The sequence below is a fragment of the Planctellipticum variicoloris genome, from assembly GCF_030622045.1.
Taxonomy (GTDB): Bacteria; Planctomycetota; Planctomycetia; order Planctomycetales; family Planctomycetaceae; genus Planctellipticum; species Planctellipticum variicoloris.
In genome coordinates this window covers 3,813,876-3,831,354 of the sequence record NZ_CP130886.1, presented here as the reverse complement: position 1 = coordinate 3,831,354, position 17,479 = coordinate 3,813,876, and the positions used below count along the sequence as shown (strand labels likewise).

The window sequence follows — 17,479 nt, the reverse complement described above, 5'->3', positions numbered from 1 at the left end:
TCCGCTATGGCCCGCCTGTATCGCCCGGTCACGGTCCGCTACCTTGACTCCAACGGCAAACGCTGCCCGAAGGCCACCCCCGGCGCTCGCAAGGTCAAATCCCGCTCAAAGCGATGGCGCGGTGAGTACCGCGACGCTGCCGGCATTCTGCAAACCACGTCGTTGTGCAACGACAAAGAGGCGAGCCGGCAGATGCTCGCCGAAGCCGTCCGTAAGGCTCAGATGGAACGGGCTGGCTTGCTGAGCCCGTTTGAGGTCCACGCCAAGCGTCCGCTGGCCGAACATCTGACCGACTTCATCGCGGATCTGCGGAATCGTGGGCGAACCGACGCACACGTTCAGCTCATCGAATGTCGGTGTCGGTCAATCTGCGATGAATGCCGTTTCAAGTTCATCGGCGACCTGTCGGCATCCCGCGTCACCGAAGCTTTGGCAAAGCTTCGCGATGGCCAGAAACTGTCCGTGCAGACTTGTAATCATTATCTGCAGGCCATGAAGCAATTCACGCGGTGGCTCGTCCGCGACAGGCGGACTGGCGTAGATCCGGTCGCGCACCTGACGCGGTCCAATGTTCGCACTGACGTTCGGCTGGAGCGGCGGGAATTGACTGGTGACGAACTCCGTTGGCTCCTGCAGACGTCGCAGAATGAGCGTGACCGCTGCGGGTTGACGGGATGGCAGCGGCACATGCTTTACGCAACAGCCGTCGGGACCGGACTGCGAGCGAGCGAGCTGGCCAGCCTGACGCCGGAATCGTTCGACCTGACGGTCAATCGTTCGACCGTCACCATTGAGGCCGGACAGGAAAAGGCTCGCCGCGGTGATACGTTGCCGATTCCATCTGATCTTGCCGCGTTGCTGCGCCCCTGGCTGGTGACGATCCCCGCGGACGCGCCGCTGTGGCCCGGTCTGTGGGCTGTCCACAAACAGGCCGGAAAGATGATGCGGCACGATCTGACAGCCGCGCGGAATGCCTGGCTCAAGGCCGCTCAGACGCCGCAGGAATGCACGGAGCGGGAACAGACGGACTTCCTGTCGTACCGCGACTCGGACGGGCGACAGGCCGATTTCCATGCCCTCCGGCACACCTACCTGTCCCGCCTGGGGAGGGCAGGGGTGCCCGCAAAGGTGATGCAACGGCTGGCCCGGCACTCGACCGTCGAGCTGACGCTGGGCCGGTACACGCACGCGAACGTCCACGACCTCGCCGCCGCCGTTGACAAGCTGCCGGCGCTCCCCACGGGACCGCAGCCGGAAGCGGTGGTTCTCCGTGCTACCGGAACCGACGATAAGCCGGCCAGCATTCGAATGTCGTCCCGCGACGACGGCGATTCCGGTCCCCGCGTGGTTGCCGGTTTGGTTGCCGGTCCGATTGATAATCGCTGCAATCAGGTGAGAACGATTGAGACAACCATCGCCGAAATCGGCGATTCCCCAGAAACGCAAAAACCCCTGCAAATGCAGGGGTTTGAGAGTGATTGCGAGTCGATGATAAGCGGAGAGGGAGGGATTCGAACCCTCGCTACCCTTACGGGCAGGCCGGTTTTCAAGACCGGTGCAATCGGCCGCTCTGCCACCTCTCCGAATCGTGCCGAATCCGCATCGTACTCGCTGGATTCCGTGGTTTCCAGCGGCTTTGAGCGTTGCCGGGGCGTGCGGGTTCGCGCGGGAGTCGTCGCTCTGAATTGACCGGGAACGCGTCCGGAATGGGCGATCCAGAACTTACGTCTTGTTGCCCGGCAATTGCACGGATGCGCGTTTTGGCGAGTCGGGGCGGGACGAAGTCAGGGCGTTCAGAAATCGAAACATGTTGCATCCGCGCGGGGGCTTTCCACGACATTTTGCTCAAGACGGCCGTGCCGGGTTACGTTGCGGAGTCAGCTCTCGATGGAAGTCATCGGATCGAAGACCGCTGCGCATGAACTGCGCGATCGCCGAAGCGAACTGGTCCGGCGTTGCATCTGACACCGGAAAACGGGCGTGTCGCACGATGTTTCGCTGCGGGCCTGGCAGGCATCGGTGGCGATGCCTGCGAGAACAGGTTTTCTTGTGTCTTGCCGCCGAGGTGTTCCATTCGGCGGGCATGTTGTTTGCTCCCTGAGTTTGTTTGTTCAAGCGTTCTGAGCCGCGGGGCTCTTCGGCCATTCAGGAAAGAGTTGATGATGCGAACGGCAGGTCTTGCGGCCATCTTGGTCGTTATGAGTGGAATTACGAGCCAGGCGGCAACCATCGTCGGTTCGCAGGCCATTGGGGATTTCGGAAGTCCGGTGACGGACACCGGCAATATTCTGACTGCGACGACATTCGACTTCTCCGGGAGTCTGGCCGCCGCGACGACCAGCCGAAGCGGGGACTTCACGGCGCTGTCCGGTCCTCTCACACTGACGTTTTCTCAGCCGGTTCTGAATCTCTCCAATCCCGTTGGATGGACGTTTTCCAACCCGGTCCTCGGGACCTTCGTCGCGCAATCGGTCTCGCTCGAATCCATCGGGACCACGCAGATCGGTTTCTACATTCTGGGGACGTTTACTCCCGGCAGCGGATTGGCGTCATATGACGCCGGCCTGGCCAGCTTTTCGATCTCCTTCACTCAAGTCGGCGGGCCGAACACCGCTATTTCGGACAGCGGGACGTTGACGAGTCCTCCGACCGTCACCCCCGAGCCTACGTCAATGGCCCTCGCCGGATTCGCGGGCATCGGCATGGCGGTTGGCGCATGGCGTCGTCGTCGGCAGGAGAAGCTGCAGGCCGCGTAGTCGCCTTGAGAAGAATTGCTGAATCGCGAGAGCGGGCGACTGATGAGGTCGTCCGCTCTTTTCGTTGACTGCCCGTTGTCCGCCTCATTCTCGCTCGTTTCACCGCGCGGCGTTTGTTCAAGTGGCATCGCCTGCTACGATGGTTCGTTCTGCAGTCACATCGAATGCCTCACTGAAGGTCACGTCATGGCGGATGCGACAACCGCGATTGAACTTTCCGGCATTGCCGCCGCGCTGAAGCTGTCGGTCGAGCAGGTCCGGAAGACGCTGGAGCTGCTCGACGCCGGGAACTCCATTCCTTTCATCACGCGTTACCGGAAAGAGCAGACCGGCAACCTGGACGAGACGCAGATTCTGGAGATCCAGGATCGCGTGCGCCTCGCGCGGCAACTGGCTGAGCGCGCTGAGGACGTCCTGCGGCTGATCGAGGCGCAAGGCAAGTTGACCGGGGAGCTGCGACGTCAGATCCTGGCGGCGGACAGCCTGAAGCGACTGGATGACCTGTATCTGCCGTTTCGCCCCAAGAAGCGGACGCGGGCGTCGGCAGCCCGCGAGCGCGGACTCGATCCCCTCGCCGCGCAGGTCTGGGAGGGGGCTTTGAACGAGGCTGCGTTGAAGGCGCGCGCGGCGAGCTTCGTCGATCCCGGCAAGGAACTGGCCGATGTGGAGGCGGTTCTGCAGGGAGTGCATGACATCCTGGCCGAGAGGATTGGCGAAGAAGCGATGCTGCGCGAGCGTTGTCGCAAGCTGGCCTGGGAGGGGGGGCGGCTTTCGTCCGCAGCGACGAAGGGGGCCGCCCAGACGCACCAGGAGTTTCGAGACTACTTCGACTACGGCGAGCCATTGTCTCGGATGCCGCCGCATCGCGTGTTGGCGCTGAATCGCGGCGAGGAGGCCGGGGCGCTGCGCGTGAAGTTCGAATGGGATGCCGCCCGGGCGCTGGAGTCGGCCAGGCACATTTTGCGGCTCGACCGGCATCCGGCGCAGGCGATCCTGGAACGGGCTGCCGAAGATGCGATCGGGCGGTTTCTGGAACCGAGCATCGAGCGAGAAGTTCGGCGGGATCTGACCGAGCGGGCTCAGAAGCACGCGATCGATGTGTTTGCGCGGAACCTGCGGCAACTGCTGCTGCAGCCGCCGGTGCAGGGGCGACGCGTGCTGGCCATCGACCCCGGCTACCGGACCGGCTGCAAGATTGCGGCGCTGGACGAGTCGGGGAGCATTCTGGCGCTGGACGTACTGACGATTATCGGCAGTCAGGAGAAGCGCAACGAGACGCGTCGCCGGCTTATTGAAATCATCGACCAGTGCGAATGCCGCGTCGTCGCCATCGGCAATGGAACCGCCTGCCGGGAGTCGGAGGAGCTGGTCGCCGAGATCATCAGCACTGACCGGCCCGATCTCAGCTATGTGGTGGTCAACGAAGCGGGGGCCAGCATCTATTCCGCCAGCGCCGTGGCCCGCGAGGAGTTTCCGCAGCTCGATGCAACCGCGCGGGGAACGATCAGCATCGGCAGGCGGCTGCAGGATCCGCTGAGCGAGCTGGTCAAGATCGAGCCGCAGCACATCGGCGTCGGCATGTACCAGCACGACCTGCCTGCAAAGCAGCTCAAGGAGGTTCTCGACCGGGTCGTGGAATCGTGCGTCAACTTCGTGGGCGTGGACTTGAACCGGTCGAGCGCGTCATTGCTGGCGCACGTTTCCGGCTTCAATCAGCTCGTCGCCCGGCGGGTCGTCGAGTACCGCAGCCAGCACGGTCCGTTCCGATCGCGGAAGCAGTTGCTGGATGTTCCCGGCATTGGTCCGGGGACATTCACCCAGGCGGCCGGATTCCTCAAACTGACCGGCGAAGAGCCGCTGGACAATACGTGGATCCATCCCGAGAGCTACGACGTCGCCCGGCGGCTGCTGGCCCGCGTGGGACTCAAGGCGGCGGACCTGAGCCCCGGCGCTGAACATAGCGAGCAGTTGCGGGAGAGACTTGCCGGGGCGTCTGTGACGGAGCTCGCCGACGAGCTAGGGGTCGGAGAGCCGACGCTGCGGGATATCGTGGAAGCGCTGCAGCGTCCAGGGCGCGATCCGCGAACCGACCTGCCGCCGCCGATGTTCCGTAAGGGCGTGCTGTCGCTCGACGACATCGAGGTTGGCATGGAGCTGCAAGGGACGGTGCTGAACGTCGTCGATTTCGGCGCGTTCGTCGACGTGGGGCTCAAGGACTCGGCGCTGATCCATATCAGCCAGATGTCGACGCGATTCGTCAAGTCGCCGCAGGAGGTCGTTTCCGTTGGCGACGTCGTGAAGACCTGGGTGCTGAACGTCGACCGCGAACGGCGCCGGATCGGGCTGTCGCTGATTTCCCCCGACGGAGCGTCGTCGCCGCCGGCTGGGAATGCCGAGAAGCCGGCAGCCAAGCCCGCAGCGAATCGCCAGCCGGCTCCGTCGCGACCGAAAGCCGATCGGCCGGCCCCGGCGGCCGGCCAGCCCCTGAGCGGGTTCGACCAGTTGAAGCAGGCCTGGAATGCCCGTCCGGATCGCTGAGCGGCGACCGAACGGCATCCGGACCGGGGCGTCATTTGACGATGGTCGACTGCTTCGCCTGAGCGATATCGGCCCGCTTCTGAACGGCCGAAAGCAGGTTCTTTTCGTACGCTCGGGCTTCGAGATAGCCAATGTGATGGAGCAGCAGATCGGCCTGCGGGGTCAGGACGACGGTCGCCGGAAGCTGCTCGACATCGAGCAGTTTGGCGATCCGGGTTTCCCGGTCGAAGTCGAGGTGGACCGGAACGAATTCCCGTTCCACGAGCGTGATAATCTTCTTGTCGACCAGAGTTTCACGTTCGAGCTTGTGGCAGAACGTGCACCAGCTTGCGCCGAAGACGACCAGCAGCAGCTTATTCTCATCGAGCGCGATCTTCTGCGCGTTCTTGAGGCTGGTCTGCCACTTCAGCTTCGCTTCCGCCGCAAAGGTCACGCGGTCCGCCAGACAGGCCGCCACCGTGACTCCCAGCACCTGCCCGATAAATTGCCGACGATCCATGACGCACCTCTTCCGACAAACCCTCCTGCGTGTTGCCCCCGCGAGGATCTATCGGAATCGGCTGGCGCGTCACTCATGCCGTTTGAGCCTTTGATCGAAATCCGGCGTCAAGAACGATCCGACTGACCGGAAAAGTCGTTCCAGCTTGCCAAACGAAAGAGCCCGCAAGGAAGCGACCTCGCGGGCCCTTTGATTTCGTGAAACTTAGACCGGCAGGGCAGGGCGGAATTACTTTCCCTGACCGAAGTTCGGCAGATTCAGCCCCGGACCGGGACCCGCGGCCGGGTTGGCCGGAGGGGTGGCGCCCTTTTCCTTCACCAATGTCTTGCGTCCCTGGCGGAGGTTCTCGAAGTTCTCGGCCGAGATGACGTAGTACCAGGCTGCGAAGCGGGCGTTGAGTTCCGCAACCTTCTTTTCGCCCGATTTCGTTTTCTCTTCCCAGGCCTTGAGATCGGATTCGTATTTCTTCTTGTCCCCTTCGTACTTGATCTTCGCCACTTCGTAGACCCTCTGGGGATCCTCTCCCTCGGGAGTATTGGCGGCCTTCGTGGCGTCGGCCGAGGCATTCTCGTCGACGGCGGGCTGCTCTCCCGGAGGCGTGGGCTCGACCGGTTCGGTCGGCTTGCCGGGAATCTTGTCGGCGTCGAACGAAGCCGTCACGAACAAATAGCGGCTCTTCTTCTGGCCGGCGTCATCCTTTTTCTCCGCGTCGCCTTCCTGGGCTTCGCCGTCTTTCGGCTTGTCCGCGTCGGACTTGGACATCCCGCCGATTTCGATTTCTTCGGTCGAGCCCGAGAAGACGTCGCCGAAGTGCATTTCGTAGACGACTCCCTCGTCCGTCATGGCGATCAGGTCCCCTTCCTTGGAGACGAGCTGTTCGCCGTTCTTGGTGGGAACGAAGAAGAACCCGCGCGACTGCAGGTCGAGCATGGTCGCGGTATCGAGCGAGATCCCTTCCGCCAGCCGCAGGTCCTTGCTGAGTTTGGCCGGCTTCGGGCGGACGCCGACGATCTGCAGGTTGTCGAGAGCGTCGACCAGCTTGCGGACTTCGTCCTGGTTGACTTCTTCCTTCTCGACGTCGAGCCCCTTGAGCGTCCAGGGGTCGGCGGACTTCGCGCGCGAGAGCTCGTTGACCTCGTGGCCCTCCATCTTCGCGCGGCCGTTCTCCTGAACCTGGAACGAGTACTTCTCCACCAGAATGTCGACCAGCTTGGGACCGTCGAGCTTGAGCACGTCGGGTTCGATCCAGTCTCCGAATTTCGTCGAGAGAGCGATATCCAGCTTGGCGGTATAGGTCTGCTTCTCATCCGGGCGGCGGACGTAGAAATATCCCGACTTGCCGGGCACGGCCTTGCCGATGATCAAGTCGACCAGATCGGCGCCGCTTTCGGACTTGAGGGTGATGCGGTTGCCCCGGCCTTTGAGATCCGCGGAACTGTCGCCGAGCGGGGGAGCGACGCCGAATTCGGTGTATTCCGACTCGCGGCGACCGACGAGCGCTTCGCGTTTCAGGTCGAGCAGCGAAGCGGCCGCCTTGGCCAGGCGTTCTTTGCCGTCGGCGGGGTAGTTATGGTGCGACGGAATGCGCCAGACGCCGTCCTTGAACTCGACCTTGAAGACCGAGGAGGAGGCGGTCGATTCGTCGTAGGCGACGACTTCCAGGGCTTTGGCCTCCGCGGGATCTTTGAAGTCGGGGAAGAACGGTTTGCCGACTTCGCTGAAATCTTGCGGCTGCTGGCGCAGATTGGGACTCGTGCCCCAGGCAAGGACCACCGTCAGCAGGGCGGCGCCGAGAAAACTCAAGGTCTTGGCCGATTCACTCATCTTGATACTCCTGAGGCGTCTGCGGCGACGTTCCAGGGAAATGGATTCAACGGAAAACGAACGCGATGACCGACGGACGGAACGGGGACTATTTCCGACCGGCCAGCCGGCGGGACTCGGGAACCTGGCGGGACTCGTCCTGCAGACGCTTGATCCAGACGGCCAGTCCAAGCAGCAGGGCGGGAATCGGAGCGAACAGCAGTGCGAGTCGCCGGAAAGAAGCCTCGATCGAATTCACCTGGCGTTCCATGCGAACCCGGCTCTTCTCGATCTGGGTCTGCTTGGTCCGCTCGATGTTGGCTTCTTCGACGCTGACGCGGCGCTGTTCCTCCTCCTGAGCGATCAGGAGCGCCTGGGCTTTGGCGATCTGATCCATCGAAGTGTCCTTGCGGATCGCGTCGACCTTCTCCTTGAAACGGGCCTTGGCGTCGTCGAGAGCCTTGGCGGCGTCGGCCGCGGCCGTCTCGCGATCCTTCGAGGCTTCGTCGATGAAGCGGGACTTCTGCTCCTCCACGAGGACCAGCGGCCGGTGCTTCGCGCGACGCTTGCGGAGAGGAATGTAGGACGTGTCCCCCGACAGGTGGTCCACCGCGTTGAGCACGAAGGTCACGTTGTCGAGGTCGAGATTGTAAAGGCGGCGTTCGCGGACTCCGAAGAACCAGTCCGAGACCAGATCGCAGTCCGCGACGTACACGACGTTGATCTTGTCCCCCTGAGCGTCCTTCGGCGATGTGATGGCGGCGGCGACGACGTGCGCGTCGTCGTCTGCTTTGCGACGCGGATCTTCGCGAATCTCGATCCCTCCCATGAAGCCGGGCTCGACGAGATCGTCCCATTGCAGCAGGCCGCTCGACGTGCCGGTCCGGAGCAGGGGCTCGAATTTGAGCTTACTCCCCTGGCGGGGCTGGATGGTGCCGGAGAAGAACAGCAGGACTTCCTGGAGACCGCTGGTGATCTCGTTGTCCTTGTTGAAGGCGGAAGCCACTCCGCTCTGCGGGCTGATGCTCACCATTTCCTCCCGGACGACGTCGGCGTATTCCGGGTGGAGCTTCTTCATGGTGGTGTCCCAGACCACTTCGTCGAACTTCCACTGAATTCCCAGCAGATCGACCAGGCTCTTTGCCGTGCCGCCGTCCGCCTTCGGCTCGCCCGGCATTCCGCCCATCATCGGGTTCCCCCCCTGGCGGGGCTTTGGCTGGTGCGGCGAAAGTCCCGGGTTGAAGGCCGGGATCGGGTCGTCGAGGATCAGCGTCGGGCGTCCCGACTTGACGTAGTTGACCAGATTTTCCATCTGCTGCTGGTTGAGGGACGACGGAAGAATCGCGACGAGGACGTCGTATTTCTTCTCGTCGATCGGGGCGTCGGCAGGGACGATCTCGACCTTGTACTGCTTCTTCAACTCGGTCACGATCCGCCACTCGGGGCTGCTCCGGAACGAGCTCATATCGAAGCCGCCGCCGACTTTGGCGTCGCCGTCGAGAATGCCGACGCTCTTCCGTTCTTCCTGCGACACCGTGCGGACCGATCGCGTGAGCTCGTACTCGATGGGAATCCCCACGTCGAAGAACGGAATCAGGACTTCGCTGGCGCCGGCCTGCACCACCGCGCCGAGAAAGACGTCTTCAACGAGGACGCGTCCGCCCCGTTCGGTCTGAACTTTCCGGGGCTCCACGCCGAGGGCGCGGGCTTCATCGGCGTCGGCGCTGAACGGGGTGACGTCGATCACGCGGACGGTCACGCGACCGCGACCCAGCGAGCGGAACTGATCCAGCGTGCCGAGCAGCTCGGTCCGCTTGCCGACGTATTCGCGAGGGACGTCGCGGCTGACGAATGCCTGGATCGTGACCGGGCGCTTGTCGCTGACCTGCTTGAGGACGTCGTAGGTCGTCGACGTGAGAGTGTAGAGCTTTTCGCTGGTGAGGTCGGCTCGCACGGACTCCATCCGCTGGGCGAAGAAGATGCTGGCGGCGATCACCATCACGAGGGCGCAGAGGCCGCGGGCCAGCATGTGCCAGGGCATCGCGGCGTGAACGGGAGCGCCGCTGTTCCAGCGACGGCGACTGATGACGATGTAATTGAGAAACAGGAAGAACGCGGCGATGGAGGCGAAGTACAGCACGTTCCCGAGCTGGATCTGGCCGCGGCCGAAGGGGGTCAGATTCCAGCCCACGCTGGCCCATTGCAGCGCCCGGCCCAGGAAATCGACCAGCCCGCCGACGAGCCAGAGGTCCGCGATCGTCGAAGAAGCCTTGAACGACTGGGTTCCCAGAACGACCGGGACGGCCGCGAAGAGTACGCCGAAGACGTAGGCAACCGGGGCGCTGTTGGTCAGAGCGGAAGCCAGCATGCCCGCGGAGAGCAGGGCGGCGCCGGCCAGCCAGTAACCGAAGTAGACGGCGATGAGCTGGCCCCAGTCGGGTTGTCCGATACTGGCCAGGAAAATTGCATGCGACAGCGAAAAGGCCAGCGCGACGGTGTAGACCGCCACGACCGCCTTGAACTTGCCCAGCAGGACCTCAAGGTCCGAAACAGGCAGCGTAAACAGCAGCTCGTCGGTGCCGAGTTTGCGCTCCTCCGACCAGATGTTCATCGTAATGGCGGGGACGATGAACAGCAGCAGCCACGGAAACATTTCGTTGAGCAGGTCGAGGCTGGCGATGTTGTTCGTGAAGAAACGTTCGCTGAAGGCGACATACGCCCCCAGCGTCACAAACGCGATGATGAACAGATAGCCGGTGACTCCGGAGAAATAGCTCCAGAAGTTCCGCTTGAACACGGCGTAAATCACATGGCTGCGCGGCATCTTCGAGAAACCCTCGCGTGAGCAGAGCAGGAACGGGAAGTTTTTACGGCGGTCAGACTGCGTCTGACACTGGCCGACGCCAATCGGCGCACAGCGTGCGGGACCGGCAGAAAACTGGTCAATCGGGACGACGGATCAGCGTCAGCGACCGGCGCCGGTCAACTGGCGGAAGCGGGCGTCCATATCGTGTCCGGAACCTTCGAGGTCTTCGACGGTCCCGTCGAGTTTCAGGCGACCTTCGTTGATGAGGATGACCCGCGAGCAGACCGCTTTGACTTCCTGCAGCACGTGCGTCGAGAGCAGGATGGTCTTGCTCTGGCTGAGGCTGAGGATCAGCTCGCGGACGCCGTGCGTCTGGTTGGGGTCGAGGCCGCTGGTCGGTTCGTCGAGAATCAGCACCTGAGGATCGTGGAGCAGGGCCTGGGCCATGCCGACGCGCTGGCGAAACCCCTTGGAGAGCTTGCTGATCGGCTTGCCCCAGACCGACTTCAGCGAGCACTTGTCGGCGACAAAATCGAGCCGCTCGCGCAGGCGGGCCGAGGACATGCCGCGGACCTGACCGACGAATTTGAGGAGACCCGCGGGGGTCATTTCCAGATACAGTGGACCGTTTTCCGGCAGGTAGCCGAGAACTTCTGCGGCTTGCAGCCGGTCGTTTGCGACATCGTGCCCGGCGATCAGCGCCCGGCCTTCGCTGGGGGCCAGGAAGCCCGTTAGCATTTTCATCGTCGTTGATTTCCCGGCGCCGTTGGGGCCGAGAAACGCACAGACCTGCCCGGACGGGATCGAGAACGTCACGTTCTGCGTCGCCAGGAAGGACCCGTAGAATTTGCTGAGGCCGATCGCCTCGATCATCGGACGGGGGGCTGAACCGCCACCGCCCACGACTGCAGTCTCGCTCATTGGCTGTTGTCTCTCGCAGGAATCGCTGTTCTGGAGGCTCACAACAACCCCCCGGGACGTCAGGCCGACCCACTGGTCATATGCCCGAACATAGTCGCTGACGGACTGTCAGCTCGGAGGGATCACCCATTTTGCATACGAACTCTTTACTGCCGGCGCTGGACGATTTCCAGTCACTGGCCGCGGAAATCGCCGACCCTGCTCCGCCGGCCCGCCTTTTGCGAGCCGACCTGCGGGCGCCCATTTCCCGCCGAATGCAGCCGCCAGAACTCCAACGCGGGACTGGAGGCCCGATGTCGGCTCCAGCCCCGCGATGGAAATCTGAGCGAGCGTTACTCTGCGCCTGTCGGCATTACTCCGTCGGCTGCGACTCCGGACCGGAGAAGACGACACCGTATTTTTCCTGGAACTGCCGACGTCGCGCCTCTTCGATCGCCTGCTGGGCTTCAAACGAAATCATGATGTAGGGCGAGGGGAGGCCGAACTGCATAAATCCGAACAGCGGAGCGGATCGTCCGTCGGCGCCGGTACGGCCTTCGTTGGCAAATTGCTGTTCGAACGCCTTCTCCGTGATGGCGGCATCGGGCGTTGTGCCGGTTCCGTCCCGTTCGTTGACACGAATGACGTAGTATTCGGAACCGGTCGCATTGGCGGCGGCGCCGATCTCGCCCGGGCTGAGTTCGCCAAAGGCGGTTTTCATGAAGGCCGGACCGGGATTGTCGATCCCCAGGACCGACGAAATCGTCGGAGGCTGAGTCGGCAGGAAAGACTGCTGCGGCACGTTCTGCGGCTGACTCATCCAACTGAACTTCGGCGGATTCAGAACCGTGACGGCGCTGCCGTCGGCCGCTCCCGTCACCGTCTGACCCGCGAGGGCGGCGGCGAGATCCCCGCCGTTCTTGCGGGCGATTTCGACCAGTTCACGCGCCCGTTTCTCGGCCAGCGGACGAGCTTTTTCGAGCTTCCACGCGGCCAGAACCGCGTCGCGGACGCCCTCGTCTTTGAATTCGGGAACACGTGGCGCCTCGTCCGCGATCTTCCAGTAGGCGTAGCGCCGCTCGCCGACGCTCTCCGCCCGCCGGGCAAAGTAAATCTGGGTCGTACCGAAGACTGCGTCCGTCACGCTGGTTGCTTGCGCAAACGGATTCGACGGCTGTGCGCCATCGATGGCCATGCCGATCGGGTCGCTCTTGCCGTCTGAAAGCTGCTCCTCGGTCAGGAGCGGCGTCTCGACGTATTCCAGGTTCAATTCCTTCGCCAGCGACTTCAGCGAATCCGCCGCCGCCGTGTAGGCTGCCGCCAGTTCCTGATCGTCCTTCCCCAGGAATCCGCCCGAAAGATCGCCCATCTTCTTGAACCCGGCGTCGATCGCTTCTCCCATCAACTGGAAAGTTCTCTCGCGGAGGAGCTGATCGCGGATTTCCGACTTCAGATCGGCGTCCAGCGTCCGGTACTGCGGTTCGGCAGGCTTGGCTCCGGCTCCCGGCAGCGGCGGCAATGCGGGAAGGTCGAGGGGCGATTTCCCCGGTTCGACGACTGGCGCAGTGTCAGCAGCCGGCTTCGTTTCGGCTGCCGTCGGTTCGTCGGCCTTGGCGGGCTCCGGCTTGGCTGCAGGCACGTCGGCCGGTTTCTCGTCGGCCTGCGTCGTGCTGGTTTCTGCCGCGGTCGGTTTTTCAGCAGGTTCGTCTTCGCCGCACGACTTGGGTTTCTCCTCAGCCGCAGCTTCGCCCTCGGGCTTAGCAGGGGCTGGCTGCTCGGCTGCTGGTTTCGCGGCGGCGCCTTCCGGGAGGGCCGGAGCGGGCGGGCGCCCGTCGCCGGCCGGGGCAGCAGCGGGTGGCGGATTGGCGGGCTGACCAGCGTCGGCGGGACCGCCGTTCGTGGCCTCGGCACCGGGCTGGCCCGATTCCGGAATGGAACGCACGCGATAGCGCTCGCGGTTCTTTTCGTAGTATTCGGCGATCTCTGCGTCGGTCGGCTCGGCAGCCTTCCCTTCAAACTTTTCAAAGTCGGCCATCAGGTAGGCCAGGCGGACCCGTTCGGGGATCAGAAAGCCTGGCCGGCCTGGAGCAGGCAGCGAATTCTTGTGCTGTTCAAAAAAGGCGAGCAGTTCCGGCTCCTTGGGCTCGGGAACCTGACCGACAAACGACGCGACCGGCAGCGAAACAGCGCTGATCGCTTCCTTGACATGCAGCCGGCAGAAGTACTCCCAGAGTTGTTCCGGGGTCTGGGTAACCGGCAGTCGTCCGCCGCCGCCGTACGGGGGGGCGTTGAGGCCGGCGACGAGACGCGCTTCGAGCTCCTCGCGGAGGACGTTGTAGAGATCCCCTTCCGAGATTCCGATCTCGCGCAGAACCGCTTTGTAGTCCGATTTGCTGAGTTTCTCGCCCGTCAGGTCGTTGATGAACTGGGTGACGGCGGAGTCGGCCAGGTGAATCCCCTCTTTATGCGCCTCGTAGACGCGGAGGGCGTGTTCGACCATCGCATCGGGCTGGCCGCTGCCGAAGCCGGCGTTCTGCCGGGGATCGACTCCGGATTTCCGAATCGCGGCATAGACGAAGCTGTTGGCGACGTTGCGCTTGCTCTGCAGTTCGGCGATGTCGGTCTGCGTGAAATTCTTGACCGCCGTCGTCGCCACCGGGGGAGGTCCGGAGGTGTAGAAGGAAATAAATCCGACGATGGCGCCGATGATCGCTCCCGCCGAAGCCCACTCCGAACCTTTGCCGCGCGACGCACCGACAAACCAGAGCCCGGCGCCGCAGATCAACGCCAGCAGCAGAACCGTCATGCCGGGCGGAATACTGCTGGCCTGGCTGAGGTTATCGAGAAAAATAAACGCGATCATCGACAGGGCCGTCAGGGCCGCCATCATGACGCGCTGGTGCTTGCGAAAGGCCTCAAGCGGTGAACTCATGAGCCGTCCTGACCTCGTAGCCGAAAGAGGAGTTTCACATCCCTGACATCGGACAACTTGCCGATGGAACGCTTGACACGGCGTCGAAAGATGCTTTATGGATGGCCGGGTCTTTTAGCGACCTGTGGCCGATCCGCGGCATTGTAATGTGACGGGGTTCGGACACAAGGTCAACCGACGACAAGAGATCGCGTCATCCGAATCACAGGCCGGGGGCCTGCGGGCGGAGGTTTGCGAAGACTGACTCGTCGCGCTTTCCGGGCTGCCGCAGCCCCTTTGGGCCGACCGATCGACCGTCAAAGACTGTTTTCTTCCCTTCGATTTCTCCGTCCGGGACCTGCCACCGCACTCGTGCCGTTTCCCGGAAGCGGGGAAGTCCGGAGAGGGGGGACGGTCGGCGGTGAAAAGAGGGCCGAGAGGCAGTGCGATGCGGCGGAGGGCGGCGTGAACGCATCCTGGCGGTTTGTTTCCCATCATCTGAAGCGTGATTTCCCCTTTCAGGGCCATCGTTGTGGCAGGCAAGAGCATTAAGGGCCTGGTGATCGTCGAATCGCCGGCCAAAGCCCGAAAAATCGGCGAATACCTCGGCAAGGACTACATCGTCCAGGCGAGTATGGGGCACGTGCGCGATCTGCCGGCGAGCGCCACCGAGATTCCCCCGGAGCTGAAGAAGGAGCCGTGGTCGAATCTGGGGGTCAACGTCGATGGCAACTTCGCACCGCTTTACGTCGTCCCGAAGGAAAAGAAAAAGCTCGTCAAAGAGCTGAAGGACAACTTGAAGCTCGCCAGCGAGCTCATTCTGGCAACCGACGAAGACCGCGAGGGAGAGAGCATCGGCTGGCACCTGGCCCAGTTGCTCGAACCTCGCGTTCCGGTCAAGCGGATGGTCTTCTCGGAAATTACCAAAGAGGCCATCCTCGAGGCGATCAGCCATACGCGCGATCTCGACGAAAATCTGGTTGCGGCGCAGGAAACGCGACGCGTGGTCGACCGACTGTACGGCTACCGCCTCAGCCCGCTGCTCTGGAAGAAAATTGCGCCCGGTCTGTCCGCAGGGCGGGTGCAGTCGGTGGCGGTCCGCGTGATTGTCCAGCGCGAACTGGAGCGGCTGGCGTTCAAGTCGGGCTCGTTCTGGGACCTGAAGGCGACGCTGGCCACCCGGAGCGGCGCGACGTTCGATGCCGCTCTGGCCACCGTGGGAGGCAAACGGGTCGCCAGCGGACGGGACTTCGACGAAAACACCGGCCGACTGAAGCCCGACGCCGACGTCCTGTTGCTGGATGAAGCCGCCGCGCGATCCCTGGAAGGCCGGCTCGACGGGCAGCCCTGGGTCGTTTCGACCGTTGAAACGCGGATGCAGACCCGCAAGCCGTACGCGCCGTTTACGACGAGTACGCTCCAGCAGGAGGCCAACCGCAAGTTGAATCTGTCGGCCCGCGAGACGATGCAGGTGGCGCAGCGGCTCTACGAGGACGGCTACATCACCTACATGCGTACCGACAGCGTCAATCTGTCGCAGGAGGCGATCGGGGCCTCCCGGTCATGCGTCGAACAGCGGTATGGCAAGGAGTATCTCAGCCCGGAAGTCCGGCAGTTCACCAACAAGGCCAAGAACGCCCAGGAGGCTCACGAAGCCATCCGCCCCGCTGGCAAGGAAATGAAAACCGCCGAAGAACACGGACTCAGCGGGCGCGAGGCCGTGCTGTACGCGATGATCTGGAAACGCACCGTCGCCACGCAGATGGCCGAGGCCCGCCTGCGGTTCCAGACGGTGACAATCCAGGCGGCCGACGCGGAATTCCGCGCGACCGGCCGGCACGTCGAATTCCCGGGCTTCTTCCGGGCGTACGTGGAAGGAGTCGACGACCCCGAGGCGGCGCTCGACGATACGGAAGCCGCGCTGCCTCCGTTGAACGAGAAGGACGCCCTGAACTGCAGCGAGCTGGCCTCCGTCGGTCACGAGACGAAACCTCCGGCGCGATATACGGAAGCGACGCTGGTGCGAACGCTCGAAGCCGAGGGGATCGGACGTCCCAGTACCTACGCGACGATCATCGGAACCATTCAGGACCGTGGGTACGTGCGCAAAGTCGGTAATCAGCTCGTGCCGACGTTTACGGCGCTGGCCGTAACCCGTCTGCTCGAGGACTATTTCCCGAATCTGGTCGACCTGAGCTTCACGGCCAAGATGGAGCAGACGCTCGACGACATCGCCGGCGGCGAAGCGGAGCGGCTCCCCTATCTCAAGCAGTTTTACTCGGGCGAAGTCGGTCTGGACGGGCAGGTCCGTGACAAAGAAGGGTCGATCGATCCTCGCACCGCATGCACCTTGACGCTCGAAGGGCTGGGACCCAAAGTTCGGGTCGGGCGGTATGGGCCGTACTTCGAGACCGAGCACGACGGACAGCCCGTCACCGCGTCCATTCCCGACGACATCGCCCCGGCGGACATTACCGACGAGATGGCGACGAAGCTGATCGAGATGAAAAAGGCGGGGCCGCAGTCGCTCGGAATCGACCCGGACACCGGCCATTCGATCTTCATTCTCGTCGGTCCCTACGGCCCGTATCTGCAGCTCGGGGAAGTCCGCGACGGCGAAGCCAAGCCCCGACGGGTTTCGATTCCCAAGAACAGAGATCCGCAGTCTGTGACGCTGGCGGACGCGCTGGCCTACCTGCATCTGCCCCGGACGCTGGGCAACCACCCGGAAACCGGACACGTCGTCAAAGCCGGCATCGGGATGTACGGTCCTTACGTGCTGCACGAAAAGACGTACAAGTCGCTCGGCAAAGAGGACGACGTGTTGACCGTCGATCTGCCCAAGGCCGTCGAACTGCTCTCGCAGGCGCGCGCCAAGGCCGCAGTCACCCCGATGCGGGAAATCGGCAAGCATCCCGCCGACAACGAAATGATCGGCGTGTTCGAAGGCCGCTATGGCGCGTACGTGAAGCACGGGAAGGTCAACGCCACAATTCCCAAGGACAAGGATCCCATGACGCTGACGCTCGAAGAAGCCGTCACGTTGATTGCCGAGCGGGCGGCCAAGGGGAGCCCCAAGAAGGGACGCGGCGGCCGCTCGGCCAAAGCCGCCCCGAAAAAAGCCTCGGCCAAAGCCGCCGGCGACAAGCCCGTCAAGAAGAAGGCCGCGAAAAAGAAAAAGGCGAGCTGAGCGAGTCGGCCGCCGCCGAGACGGCTCTTCCCTGTCTTCCTCCATCAGCGAAAAACGCTCACCGGGTCGCAGCCCT

9 protein-coding genes, 1 tRNA gene and 1 pseudogene are annotated in these 17,479 nt (G+C 63.2%); 4 read left to right on the top strand and 7 right to left on the bottom strand.

Annotation, left to right across the window (positions count from 1 at the left end; translation table 11 throughout):
* Window positions 1–105: 105 nt before the first annotated feature.
* Window positions 106–285 carry a hypothetical protein gene (locus SH412_RS14850; protein WP_336518793.1) on the bottom strand — a complete coding sequence of 60 codons (180 nt, stop codon included), beginning with the start codon at window positions 283–285 and terminating at the stop codon, window positions 106–108.
* Here SH412_RS14850 and SH412_RS28625 point away from each other — a divergent pair.
* Window positions 223–1,134: pseudogene (locus SH412_RS28625) on the top strand (tyrosine-type recombinase/integrase); the annotation flags it as partial. The gene SH412_RS14850 and the pseudogene SH412_RS28625 sit on opposite strands and share 63 nt — an antisense overlap.
* Window positions 1,135–1,496: 362 nt before the next feature.
* On the opposite strand, the gene SH412_RS14840 reads toward SH412_RS28625, so the two are convergent.
* Window positions 1,497–1,583: transfer RNA gene (locus SH412_RS14840), tRNA-Ser, on the bottom strand.
* A gap of 576 nt (window positions 1,584–2,159) precedes the next feature.
* Here SH412_RS14840 and SH412_RS14835 point away from each other — a divergent pair.
* On the top strand, window positions 2,160–2,756 hold the full coding sequence (locus SH412_RS14835; RefSeq protein ID WP_336518791.1) for a PEP-CTERM sorting domain-containing protein: 597 nt from the start codon (window positions 2,160–2,162) through the stop codon (window positions 2,754–2,756).
* A 186-nt stretch (window positions 2,757–2,942) separates the two neighbouring features.
* Window positions 2,943–5,294 carry a Tex family protein gene (locus SH412_RS14830; protein WP_336518790.1) on the top strand — a complete coding sequence of 784 codons (2,352 nt, stop codon included), beginning with the start codon at window positions 2,943–2,945 and terminating at the stop codon, window positions 5,292–5,294.
* A 31-nt stretch (window positions 5,295–5,325) separates the two neighbouring features.
* Here SH412_RS14830 and SH412_RS14825 read toward each other — a convergent pair whose 3' ends face one another.
* From SH412_RS14825 to SH412_RS14805, 5 genes are all read right to left on the bottom strand, one after another.
* Window positions 5,326–5,793 (bottom strand): thioredoxin family protein, encoded by a 468-nt coding sequence (locus tag SH412_RS14825; protein ID WP_336518789.1) that lies wholly within the window; start codon window positions 5,791–5,793, stop codon window positions 5,326–5,328.
* A 228-nt stretch (window positions 5,794–6,021) separates the two neighbouring features.
* Entirely contained in the window at window positions 6,022–7,617 is a 1,596-nt protein-coding gene (locus SH412_RS14820) for a DUF4340 domain-containing protein (RefSeq protein ID WP_336518788.1), read from the bottom strand.
* Window positions 7,618–7,705: 88 nt separating this feature from the next.
* Complete coding sequence (locus SH412_RS14815) at window positions 7,706–10,420, bottom strand: Gldg family protein (protein WP_336518787.1); 2,715 nt, start codon at window positions 10,418–10,420, stop codon at window positions 7,706–7,708.
* A gap of 141 nt (window positions 10,421–10,561) precedes the next feature.
* Window positions 10,562–11,323, bottom strand: coding sequence for an ABC transporter ATP-binding protein (locus SH412_RS14810; protein ID WP_336518786.1), 762 nt, complete (start codon window positions 11,321–11,323; stop codon window positions 10,562–10,564).
* 352 nt (window positions 11,324–11,675) lie between these two features.
* Window positions 11,676–14,234 carry a hypothetical protein gene (locus SH412_RS14805; RefSeq protein WP_336518785.1) on the bottom strand — a complete coding sequence of 853 codons (2,559 nt, stop codon included), beginning with the start codon at window positions 14,232–14,234 and terminating at the stop codon, window positions 11,676–11,678.
* A 526-nt stretch (window positions 14,235–14,760) separates the two neighbouring features.
* On the opposite strand from SH412_RS14805, the gene topA reads away from it, so the two are divergent.
* Entirely contained in the window at window positions 14,761–17,403 is a 2,643-nt protein-coding gene (gene topA, locus SH412_RS14800; RefSeq protein WP_419555809.1) for a type I DNA topoisomerase, read from the top strand.
* The last annotated feature ends 76 nt before the right edge of the window (window positions 17,404–17,479 follow it).